Source organism: Bacillus sp. SD088, assembly GCF_017355205.1.
GTDB lineage: Bacteria > Bacillota > Bacilli > Bacillales > Bacillaceae_C > Lederbergia.
In genome coordinates, this window is record NZ_JADIJK010000002.1 from 35,349 (window position 1) to 48,268 (window position 12,920).

At 37.7% G+C, this 12,920-nt stretch carries 8 protein-coding genes; all 8 read right to left on the reverse strand.

All coding sequences use genetic code 11. From position 1 onward, the window contains the following. Positions 1-82: 82 nt before the first annotated feature. Positions 83-1,708, reverse strand: coding sequence for an extracellular solute-binding protein (locus tag IPU53_RS01995; protein ID WP_207447043.1), 1,626 nt, complete (start codon positions 1,706-1,708; stop codon positions 83-85). A gap of 587 nt (positions 1,709-2,295) precedes the next feature. Further along, on the reverse strand, positions 2,296-4,587 hold the full coding sequence (locus IPU53_RS02000; protein WP_207447045.1) for a helix-turn-helix domain-containing protein: 2,292 nt from the start codon (positions 4,585-4,587) through the stop codon (positions 2,296-2,298). 223 nt (positions 4,588-4,810) lie between these two features. Continuing rightward, positions 4,811-6,427, reverse strand: coding sequence for an extracellular solute-binding protein (locus IPU53_RS02005; protein WP_207447047.1), 1,617 nt, complete (start codon positions 6,425-6,427; stop codon positions 4,811-4,813). 234 nt (positions 6,428-6,661) lie between these two features. Then, positions 6,662-8,290, reverse strand: a complete 1,629-nt coding sequence (locus tag IPU53_RS02010; protein ID WP_207447049.1) for an extracellular solute-binding protein — start codon at positions 8,288-8,290, stop codon at positions 6,662-6,664. Positions 8,291-8,415: 125 nt separating this feature from the next. Continuing rightward, a complete protein-coding gene (locus IPU53_RS02015) occupies positions 8,416-9,237 on the reverse strand; it encodes a sugar phosphate isomerase/epimerase family protein (RefSeq protein WP_207447051.1) in 822 nt (273 codons plus the stop codon). Positions 9,238-9,260: 23 nt separating this feature from the next. Further along, complete coding sequence (locus IPU53_RS02020) at positions 9,261-10,247, reverse strand: DUF6528 family protein (RefSeq protein ID WP_207447053.1); 987 nt, start codon at positions 10,245-10,247, stop codon at positions 9,261-9,263. Positions 10,248-10,564: 317 nt separating this feature from the next. After that, positions 10,565-11,824: a Gfo/Idh/MocA family protein gene (locus tag IPU53_RS02025; protein WP_207447055.1), complete on the reverse strand. Its 1,260-nt coding sequence runs from the start codon at positions 11,822-11,824 to the stop codon at positions 10,565-10,567. 300 nt (positions 11,825-12,124) lie between these two features. Beyond that, positions 12,125-12,832, reverse strand: a complete 708-nt coding sequence (locus tag IPU53_RS02030) for a DUF1868 domain-containing protein (protein ID WP_207447057.1) — start codon at positions 12,830-12,832, stop codon at positions 12,125-12,127. Positions 12,833-12,920: the final 88 nt, after the last annotated feature.

Sequence of the window (12,920 nt, forward strand, 5' to 3'; positions counted from 1 at the left end):
AGTACTGCCAGTTGATTCGAGATAAAAGGGATAAGGTTGTGCAAACTGCTGAAGACAGCCCTCCCCCGCTAAATTCAAATCATTAATTGCTTTTATATCGCTTATATGCTTCCTCTTGGATCTCCATATATTGATCTAAGCCCATTTTCTCAATCTCTTTAATATAGTCGTCCCATTTTGAAAAAGGCTCGGTTCCTGTAATGAATTTATCTTGCATTTCGTTAACATATTTATGGATATCCGCTTCCAAGCCAGATAATTTATTATTTTCTTCTACTGTATAGGTGAAACTTGGCCAGATTTCATCCAACATATTCGGCTCTAATTTTTCCGCGGCTTCAATAGAAGATGTCAAACTTTCTGCACCTTGGAATGTTTCTTGCTTTACAATTCCCGGATAGCCGCCTCCAAGCCAAGTGACATAATTAGACAACTCTTGCTCCATTGATAAACCATCAGGGCTATCCGTAATTTTATCTAGGTATTGAGCATTTCCGTCTTCATCGCGTTCAAAGGTCTCGCCTTCAATTCCCATAAAGAATAATTCCGCGCCTTCTTCACTATAGAAATGATCCAGCCATCTCAGGGTTGCAGGAATATTCTCATTTTCGCTTGTCACTACAAATGCCCCCATATGGTTTAATGAAGAGGTGGCTTTATTATATGTTTTCCCACCGGGCCCTTCTAGCGCTGGCATCCCGACAAAGTTGCTCCCCATTTCCTTCCCATAAATTGTTTCGGTGCTTGTGATAGTTGTACTTCCGTATAGTCCTTCTGTTCCTTCACTATAGCTTTGGTTATTATCAATTGTATAAATGTTTTTAGCAATAAGCCCTTCTGAATACAGCTTGTTTAAATATTCCAAAAGCTCTTTGTAGCTATCGGAAATTGGGAAAAAGCGTAAGTCGCCTGTTTTCGGATCCTCATCCAAATAAGCATGTTTATTGCCTTTATTCCCAACTCCAAAGGCACCATTTAACGCCTGTCTTAAATCCGATATATTCGTACCACCATATGGAATTTCATCCTGCTTTCCATTTCCGTTTAAATCCGTTTCCTTCACTGCTTTTAAATAGTCATAGAAATCATCGATGGTTTCTGGCATATCCATGTTTAACTGCTCAAGCCAATCTTTGCGAATCCAAGGCTTAGCCCCTAAAATAACAGAAGTAAATTCTGGATCATATATAGTTGGAATCCCATAGATATTTCCGTCGGGAAAAGTTGCCCCCTTCCTTATTTCCGGATACTCCTCCAATATCGCAGTCAGGTTGGGCATGTATTCCTCAATTAAATCATTTAATTTCACAAAAGTTCCTTGTTCTCCGTATTTCAAAAGGTCAGAGTTAGGGAGTGCCATCGTATAGAAAACATCAGGCAGTTTTCCACCAGCAAGAGCTAGGTTTCGCTTTTCTTCTCTAGCTTCAAATGGGACGAGTTCCCAATCAATATGAACATTCGTCATTTCCTCATATTCCTTCCAAATCAGCACCTCATTATAATCATCAGCCGTGGTTGGCGGCTTTCCTGCCATAAATTTCAATGTAATCGGCTCATTCACAATCGGCATGCCTGAATCATTTACATTTTCCAGCTCCTCCTCACTTATTTCAGGTGTTTCAGGACCAGAAGACTTCTTGCCACTACAAGCGGCTAGAACTAACATTAATGACAGCATTAAAAAGAATATAACTTTTCTGTTTTTCATCGTTGACCCTCCAAATTAATCAGTTAAGGCGTACCAGCTAATGCTTTGATGATTCATCTCCCACATAAAACTTCACTCACAATAAAACGTTTACATACATCCCCAAAACATCCTCACCTCAGGTGTGTTTTTAATAGATTAGATGATAAAACCCTAACCAAATATCTAGATTGTGAGATTACGAAAAAGAAGTAATTGATGATAGTCATTCAGATCTGCTCAACAAGGATAACGAAGGATAAAGATTCCCCCCTTCTTTCATAATCATGATGCTGCTACTAAGATTCGCCATCATCTTTTGCTTTCTAACGCATAGTGTATCATCAAGGAAAAATGAATAAAATAGGTGATTTTCGAACCGACTATGTAAGTTTTGCAAGGACTATTTTCCTTAGATAGATTGATTGGTTCTATACAAATAGGCAGTTGATGTACAAATCGACATATTCAGCAAAAAATCCACATATATCTGCTATAACTGCCTTTTCCATCAGGCAAGCGGAATACCAGATCTTTTTACATACAACAAAAAACTTTGTCTGTTTGGTAATCCAACCAAACGGACAAAGTTTTTATTGTTAAGTTTCTTATAACGCCTTTTGTTCTTCCGTAAGATGTTGATGGTGTTTTCGGTATTGACTAGGGGTGATTCCTTCCTCCTTTCTAAACTTCCGCGTAAAATTGGATACATCCATATAGCCAATATTCATCACAATCTCTTTAATCGTGCGCTGCGTATTGATTAACTGATCTTTACATTCCTGCATCCGCAATTCCCAAACAAACTGAGTAAACGTCACCCCCGTTTGTTCCCTGATAAATCTGCTCACATAAGAGCTTGATATTTGACAATGATCAGCAATGCTATCGAGGCTGAAATCATGGCATTTGTACTGCTTTTGAATATACTCCATGATGTTATCACGCAAGGTATGATTATGACTTTCCTTTCTTTTTTCAACCTCTAAACAAATCTGATCAATCAGTAGATTGGCACTCACCTTCAAATGATCCAATGATTGGAATTCAGTCAGCTCCTTGACATCTTCTGTCTGATGACGAATATCTAATTCAGAAATGGTTTTCAAAATAGTGTTGATAATATCAAAACAAGTGCATTTCAGCATATGATTAGAGATATCCTTTTGAACAAGACTAGATAGGATTTCGTCTAAGGTTTCTTTGGCTACAACATGGTCTCCTTGTTTTAAGCTTTGAATCAGTTTTAATCGGCTCTCTTCCGGAAACCAAATTGTTTCTTTGCTTTCAATATAAAGATTCTCAAAAAAGATCCCTTTATCTTGATGATTTAAGAGGCCGTTTTCTATAGAAGCAGTCGCTTCAATAAAAGAACGATTGATCTTATGTGCCCCTTTGTATATTCTTCCAACCCCAACCACGGGCATAATCAAGCATTGCTCTTTCAAAATCTCAATTAAATGGTGGGCAAATACTTGACGATTATCATTCAGGTTACCGAAGCCTTCTCTAGTATTCACAATAAGAGCAGCAGTATAATCATGGACTAATTCGACTCCATATCCATAGCAATCCTGATAGGAGATCTGATCAATGATTTCTACAATTTTTTCCCAATAACGAAAGGCTTCTTGTTTTTGTATTTTCCCTTTATACGAAACTGCTATGACGAAAAAACTATCTCCTTGTAAAGTTATATTCAGATCATTTGCTAGAGCGCCTATTTCTTGCTCATCCCTCATCTCACCTTTTAGTAACTTTGATAGAAATTGAGCCTTTACAAGGGGGGTATGTGTAATTATTTTTCTCTTTAAATGTTGACTATCTTCATATATAGATTCGATTTTTGTTCTAATTAACTCAATTTCATTATTTTCTACTCGATTGTTTTCAAGCTGTTCTTTATTTCTAAGGAAATGAGCCAAATTTTTAATTGGCTTATAGTGTTTCATAGATAGATAACAAACAACGATCATCCCAACAGCTGCAAGAATAAATAATATTACAAAAATAGACTGTTTCAGTGAAGTCATTTTTCCATAAAATTGTTTTGTAGGTATTACGGTAGCAAAGGTCCAATTACTTGTTTCCGAACGAACAATAGAAAATGAGTATTGTTCGTTTTCAAACTTTTTATTGACAATTCCCGTTTCTGTTGAAACAATATTTTTCACAAAATCCAGATCTATTGGCATCCCGTTTTTATTAGTAGCAAGCAAATTAAATGAATCATCGAAGATAAAGGTCGTACCATCAAATTCATCTAGCGTATTTTTAATCAAGTTGGAAAAAGCTGTTTCCTTAATTAAAAACGTAACAGTACCGATTGGACTAGAACTATGAATGGGTAGAGGGTAAGAATATGCCATCACTCGTTTATTCTCACCGCTGTTGGAAGCGATATCAATCATTTGCAACATAGGTTCAGATTGAGCATGCAATCCATTGGCTAGATCCTCTATGCTGTTGGGTTGTACCTGATAGGTACTGCGAGCAAAATTTTGAAAAGTACTTGCCCCTTTAGAGGAATACACGAGTTCTTCAGACTCATGGAAATTTAAAAATAATTCATCAATAAAAGTGTTATTCATTGTATATCTTACAATTTCCTCCATCGCTTGTTTATCATGATAAGCTTGCGTGAACATATATGGCGTTAAGCGATCATCATAGGAGATTCTAGTGGCTAAATGATTGAGCTCAAGCAATCTTGAATCCGTGATATCCCGGATTTGGTTTATTTTATCCGTATTTGATTGAATAATTTCTCTCTCTAAATTTCCTACTGATATATGATATAAAATGATACTAATCGTAACAAAAGGCAACATAAACACAAACAAGTAGGAAAAGAGATATTTATATAATAACCTTGATTTTTTATTAGACCAATTAAACATTTTTCTCCTCCCCTACCGTTCTATTTTAAATAAATCAATTACCAACCTTGTATTTTCTAACTAAGCTCTTTCCACTAAATATATATAATTTACACTAATATTTCAATACATATCCATTTACTGCCAATCTGATAGATTCTACGATACCTCCCTACAAGTGAATGGTTTGACCATTTACGAGGGGTGCTTCATTCCTGTGTGGACCTTCGCAACCCCTTCAAGATCATTGACTTTTTTGCCTTTTATATGCTTCTTCTTTGACCTGCATGTATTCCTCTAAGCCAAGCCCTTCGATTGTCTGAACATATTGATCCCATTCATCAAAAGAAACCTGCCCTGAAAGGAATTTATCACGCATTTCGTCCACATATTTTTCAATATCATTTCCAGTTGAATCTAAGATCTTTGTTTCTTCTTCTGTATAAATAAAACTTGACCATGGATCTTTTACAACATCAGGCTTAAGTAATTCCGCAGTAGTCAATCGTTTTTCAGAACTCCCTCCACCTCTATAAAATTCTTGAATCGTCATAGTTGGAGAACCGCCACCAGGAAAAGTTAAATACTCTGTAACGGCTTCTTCGAAAGATAATCCGTCTGGATGGTTATTAATTTCATCAATAAAGTCGATTGTGCCATCTGCTTTTTCCTCAAACGTTACTCCCTCTATACCTAAATAAAATAATTCTATTCCCTCTTTCCCGTAAAAATGGTCAATCCATCTCACCGTAGCTTCCGGGTATTGATTCTCTCGTGTAATAAGAAAAGCACCAACTGTATTGACAGACGGATTCATCTTCGTAATCATTTTGTTTCCATGCGGTCCTTCCAAAGCCGGAATCCCCACGAAAGGTTTGCCCCCTTCTTCACCAAATGTTTCAATCGGACCATACCAATTTGTACTTCCATATAGCCCATCACTTCCATTTGCGAGAAATTGATTTGTATCAATCGAAAAGATATTTTGTTCAATTAATTTCTCCTCGTATAGTTTATTGATATATTGCAATAATTCCTTGTACCCTTCGGAAATAGGATAAAAGCGTAACGCTTCCCCATCTTCCGGGTCTACATCAATATTCGGATTAGCGGATCCCATATTTTCTATCCCAAATGCTCCCTTGAGCCAATTCACCATCTCTCCAATATTACCAGATCCATAGGGGATCCCATTATTGCCGCCCGGGTCTTTTTCCTGAACCGCCTTCAAATATTGGTAGAATTCTTCCGTTGTTTTCGGCATATCCATATCTAGCTCCTCAAGCCACTCTTGATTAATCCACGGTACAGAGCCAAGTCGACTTGAAAGAAAGTCAGGCTCAGTTAACAATGGAAAAGAATATATATTTCCATCCGGAAAGGTAATCCCTTTTTCAATTTCTGGATACTCTTCAAATATCTTTTTTAAATTTGGCGCATACTCATCAATCAAATCATTTAAAGGAATAAAAACACCCTGTTGTCCATACTTTAAAATATCATTTTCGGGTACTGAAGCACTATGAAAAGCATCTGGTAAATTATCACTTGCAAGTCTTAAATTTCTTTTTTCTGCAAGTCCAGTGCTTGGAACCATCTCCCATTCGATATCGATATTGGTCATTTTTTCATATTCATTAAATAGCATGACATCATTCCAATTGGGCGCACTTTGAGGAGCCTGCCCAGCAAAAAAGTCTAAACTGATTTTATCTTCTACGATCGGCATCCCAGTTTTATTCAAATTTTCCGTTCGTTCAGCCTTTGTATCAGCCGATTCGGTTTCTTTACTACTGCTACACGCGGCGACAAGAAACAGGATTAAAACTCCAACAATGAACATGAATGATTTTCTCATCATGATCCTCCTCGTTTTCAGTAGTCAGATTATATGAAATCTAACTAGAGACTTGTTTATATCAACAGTTGAATAAATTTAGTCTTCAAGTTGTTAGAGTCATTGATAGTTGAACAAATATGAAAGTACTTATCTTAAATGATGAGCGGGGTTGCGTTAGAATGTTGTGAATTTAGCCTTTAATAGTGGGGGATGAGATCCCCCCACCGATCGCAACCTCCTAGACTACGAGAAACATTAATTATTTTTATAGCGCTCATACGCTTTTTCTTGAATATCCATATATTCTTCTAGGCCCATCTTTTCCAGTCTTTCAATATATTCATCCCATTTTGAGAATGGTTCTGAACCTGTAATAAATTTATCTTGCATTTCATCAACGTATTTATGAATATCGACTTCTAAGCCAGACAGTTGATTATTTTCTTCTATTGAATAGGTAAAACTCGGCCAAATATCCTCTGTGTCCAGCATATAGGGTTCTAATCTGTCAGCAGCTTCATTAGAGGATGGCATGTTTTCCGATCCTTTAAATGTTTCTGAGCGGACAATACCTGGATAGCCACCGCCAAGCCAAGTCATATATTTAGATAGCTCTTGATTTAGCGACAGACCGTCAGCACTGTTTGCAATTTTATCTACATATTGTAATTCTCCATCTTCATCTTCTTCATAAGTCTCCCCTTCAACTCCCATGAAGAATAACTTTGCCCCTTCTTCACTATAGAAATAATCCATCCATCTTAAGGTAGCTGGAATATGTTCGTTCTCATTCGTTACAACAAATCCACCCATGTGGGCTAATGGAGGTGTTGCGCGATGATAGGATTTTCCGGCCGGCCCTTCAAGTGCAGAAAGCCCAACAAACTCTTTTCCCATTTCTTCACCATAAGCAGCCTCTGGACTTGTTAAAACCGTACTTCCATAAAGCCCCTCAGCACCTTCAGCATTACTTTGACTTGTTTCAATCGTATAAATATTTTGGCCAATTAATTTTTCTGAATAAAGTTTGTGTAAATATTCTAATTCCGCTTTGTACCCATCAGAGGTAGGATAGAAGCGCAACTCTTGGGTATCGGGGTCTTCATCAAGATAAGCATGCTTTACCCCTCGATTCCCGATTCCAAATGCCCCTCTTAAAATATCCCTCAATCCCTCAATACTAGTGGCTCCATATGGGATTTCATCCTGTTCTCCATTACCATTAAGGTCCGTTTCCTTCACCGCTTTTAAGTAATCATAAAAATCATCAATTGTTTCAGGCATCTCCATATCCAATTGATCAAGCCAGTCCTGACGTATCCAAGCTTTTGAACCTAAAATAAGTGAGGTAAACTCTGGATCATAAATTGTTGGTAATCCATAAATATTACCATCTGGAAAAGTAATTCCTTTACGAATGGCAGGATACTGTTCTAATAACTCCGAGAGATTTGGCATATACTCCTCGATCAGATCATTGAGCTTTACAAAAATACCTTGTTGTCCATATTTAAGTAAATCATGATTAGGCATATACATTGTATAAAACACATCTGGCAATGTATCACCGGACAACGTTAAATTACGCTTTTCATCTCTAGCCTCAGAGTCTACTAAATCCCAATCGATATGAATATTCGTCATTTCTTCATATGTTTGCCAGAGTAAAACGTCATTATAATCATCAGCATTAGTCGAAGGTTTCCCAGCCATAAACTTGATTGTAATGGGATTATTGACAATCGGCATTCCTGACTCATTCAAGTTTTCTAAATCTTCTTCATTGATTTCTGGAGTTTGTGGAGAGGATTTCTTTCCGCTACAGGCCGCTAATATTAGAAAGAATGACAACATAAGTAACAAAGCACCCTTTTTGATTTTCAAGTTAATCCCCCTCTAGTTTGTTAAAATATAATAAGTATCCACGTTTAGTGGGCACTACACAACCTCAAACGAGTTCATTCTATGAATCTCTCATGTAAATACTGCATAGGGATTTCCTTCATATATTACTTATCTGCCCTCTTATACTGAATGAGTAAATCTTTCCAACAATCGACCAATTGACTCGGGGAACGTTTATCCATTTTAACCTCAAACATAAATGTGCCTTCATAACCAGACTGAGCAAGTGCAGAAATGACGCGATCCCATTGAATAATGCCCTCCCCTGGTAGCCAGTGCCTCTCATCCACTCCATCATAATCAGAAATATGGACGGTTGCTATTTTATCACCGATCTCTTTAATAAAATGTTCAGGTGTCTCTAGTAGTAAGTGGTTAACATCACTACATACCCGTAGATCTTTATTTACATCAATTAACGTTTTCATTTCGTCACTAGTGTTCCCCAAACACGTACGTGGTAAATCTTCTACACAAATATGAATATCTAAAGGCTTTGCTTTTTCTGCCAATAGATGAAGAGAGGACTTACACGCTTCGATCCGCTCCAGCCTTTCATTGTCAGGGATGGGTTCATAGCTCGGATGGATGATCACTTGATTAATATTCCATTCGCTGACCCACCTCAGCCACTCATAATGGTACTTAAGAATCTGATCCCTTTTTTCCAAATTAATGCTAGAAATATCCCAGTCTTTCCCAAAAGGTAAATGGACAGACCAGACTTCAAGACCCAATTCATGTGCTTTTTGGATGTATGAATTGAACCTCCCCTTTAATCCCTTATAACTTAAATCAGCCTCATTTCTTGATATAACAAGTTCAATGCTATCTAAGCCTGCTTCTTTAATCTCACTTAAAGTAAGCGTGCCACTTGGCGAATAGGACGTACCAACCTTCCACTCTACTGGATTACTTCTTTTCATGCTCCTCCACCTCTTTTGTTTGATTATTGATAGCTAGTACTCCAAATCCTCGCTTTATACATCTCAGCATCTTTTATTTCCTTCGGATTTGTTGGTAAATAGAAATCAATCGTATCGGTTGTAAATTTATTTTCGCCAACACTCTCTTTTTGTTGTGTTAATACCACTTGGCCCGACAATTGATTGCCAATACTTTTCACATTTTCTTTATTTATGTCGTCTACTCCTGGATAGTCAGTTATCCATGCTTTTTTCGATTTACTATATTGATAGACATTCGTAACGGTCGTCACCCATAGTTTATCTGTATCACCGTATACGACAGATAGATTATGACCACCACTTGTTGGGGTCTGTTCCCTATGAACTTCTTCAATCCTTGGATCACTGCTGGTTCCCTTTATTTCTAATGCAACAAGAAAATTTGTCCCCAAGGCCCAAAGAAGCTCTTTCTCAGGATCCCATACGACCCCATGGGCTCCAGGTAGGAGATATTCCGCGAATTCTTCAGAATCAGCCCCTTCTGATGATGTGTAAATACGTATGGAACCTGGTGATGAACTAAGTGCGACAGCAATATTCCCATCAGGTAAAATTTCCGCCGCATGCGGACTTAGTCCAATATTTAATCCCCAGGTTCGTTGATCTCCAGCAGGATAAGGGACAATTCCTACAAATCCATAAGAGTCAGTTACAGCCATATACTGCTCACCATCAATTTCACGTAATGTGACATCAGACGGGTGTCCCCATCCATCCAGCAACCCTGCAAAACCATTTTCATCAGTCGGTGACCAAGTCCATTCAGCATCCTGTTTATCCCATACCTCCTTTTCTTCCATTCCTTCTTTGGCTGGATCAAAGACAAGGATCTGCTGAGACTTTTGATCAGTCACGGCAATCCACTGATCATCCGTCTCTTTTGAGGACTCTGCAACAGTCTTACGTTGACAAGATACCATGAGCGTCAGTAAACCTATAAAAAGGGTTAAGATAACAAACTTTTTCATACGCAACCACCTTTTCAAAAAATTGACATCGATGTCATTATAATGATTTAATGACTGTTCTCATCTCTTCATAAGTCAGGGTAGAGCATTAATGAAAAATCTTCGACTTCAGGTAACAGAAGCTCCCCTTAGATCACCTCCCTAAACTAGGATTCCCCTAATTCTATTCTTTAATAACATTAACCAAATGAGGTAATTTGCAAACGATTTTAACGCTATGCTTTATTATTTACAGCTCCTACTCCTCTCCACTAGTTTCTTGATTTATTGCAGAAAAAACCTGCAATGAAATGGAATAAAACTTCTTACTTAGTCAACTAGCTTAATCTGACTCTCTCCTTAAATTCGGCTAAATCTATCGACTTTCCTTGTTCTTTCCTTGATTCTTCTGCCGCAAATGCAATCATATGACTTTCAACTGAAGTACCAGCGGATGTTAGCCCCTTACTCCCATTGTGGTTTCGTACCTCATGTAAAAAATTACTCATAACACCAGTATCCCCTCCACCATGACCAGATTTTGGTCTATGAATAAAGTTCTCCTTTTTTTGTTTTGTCAAAAAGTCATATACTGTAAACTTATCTTCTTTCATATATCCGCGAATTTCACCCTTCGTTCCCATGATTTGAATTCCTCTAGAAATATCGTGTGTAAAGCCAGACATACTGAAGGTTGCCGTTGCACCTTCCTGAAATTGAAGATTGACAACTTGGTGATCGACTACATTATTATCTGTATGATATACACATTTACCATATGGGCCGTTTTCCAGCGCCTTGATAACCCCTTCACGAGAAGGATCATTTGTAATTTTTCTTAATGATCTCTCGTTTTTTTCTAGATAGGCTCTAGGCGCATAGTACTGGCATTGCTCAGCTGCCGGACAACCATCAAGGCAATAGAGAGGCGCACCCTCTGGCGCATTTTCCTTGCGAAAATGCATAAGAGAACCAAATGAACTTACATGTGTGCACGGTTTAGAAACCAACCAAGATAAGAGATCCATATCGTGACATGATTTTGCAAGAATCATTGGACTTGAAACATCTGAATTTCTCCAATTTCCTCTCACAAAGCTATGAGCCATGTGGAGATTACCGACATTTTCATTCAGCTGTATGGAAACAATTTTTCCAATCTCCCCGTCATCAATTGTTCGCTTTATAGCAGACCAGAACGGTGTATAACGAAGAACATGACAAATGGTTAGCAACCGATCATACAGATTTTCAGCCTTTTCCATTTTTATACATTCCTCAGGGTCAGGGGACATTGGTTTTTCCAATAGCACATGGTACCCTTTTTCCAGAGCGCGCATCGTAGGCTCATAATGCATTCGATCCTGTGTAGTGATGACCATAACATCTGCTAATTGAGGTTGAGTAAGCACGTCTGTCCATGTCGAATACACGCAATCTTCCGGTATTTCATGCTGTTTTGCAAAAAGCTGACTTCTTTCTATATCTGGATCAGCAATGGCAACAAAATTTAGCTCGTGCGGAAAATCGATTGCATAATTTCCATAGGCGTTCCCTCTGCTCCCTGCCCCGATCAGTACGGCTGTAACTTGCTTCATCTTTTCTTCCTCCCATTAACATTCCCTTATTAGAGGGTATTCAAAAGTTCGGTAAAAAGGACACTTCAATTCTCTTCGTCCTTTTTGAACACTCTATTTATTGACATTCTTGTATCACTCATATGCCGCATTCTCTATCTCCATTATTCTTCTACATTCATTTTTTCAATCGTTTTTACATACTTATCCTAATCTGAAAAAGATTTACTTCCTGCAATGAATTTGTCTTCCATTTCGTTTATATATTTTTCGATATGATAAAAGTTTCTTCATATTTAGCTTCCCTCCTCCAATTCCTCATCAAGGTCTGCCTATCTCCATCTCGCTCTCTGTTGTGTAACCTTTTTTCACCCGCAATTTCTCTCTTGCCTCGCTACTATATGGCACAAATTCCGACATATCTTCAAAAACCGTGTAATCTATTTTTTCAATCTTCACTGGCTCCATGTTGGTGATGACTTCCCTGCGCAATCGTTCATTTAATTGTGCGATGACTTGCTTTTCTTCCGATGTTAACTCAGCAATCAGATAAGCAAAAGATATATGAAACTGGTACTTATCATGGTTGGCAAATCTTACGCCTGTGGCCTCTGTCAGTTGATCACGAAACGCCTTCATTCTCCGGTTTGTCTCTTCATCACCAGGATCTACCTCTAAAACAGTCGAACGTATTTGTAGCGGTTTCATTTTTAGGTTTTGAATAAAGGGTAATGACTCTAACTTGTTATGAAAAAATTCATCTATTTTCTCTAAAGACTCATCCAAATTTAGAAATTCACTCCATTTTTCTGGCGAACGATTAAAATGACATAATAATTCAAAGACGGTCATGTGAACGGATTCAATTGGTAAAAATGAATATTTTTGCGCAAAAGGTAATGCTTGATATTCCTTTTGGATTTTTTGAATTGTATTTACCACATTCGGATCAGGATATAAATTACTGACAATCGTATTGCCAGGAAACCATTTGATTTTTCCGTTTTGATGAAATTTTAAAGTACTCATTGTATCTCCCTCTCTCTTACTATTGACATCGATGTCAATTTTACAAGATTAGTATTTTACCTATTTCAAGTTTCGACATCGGCATCGC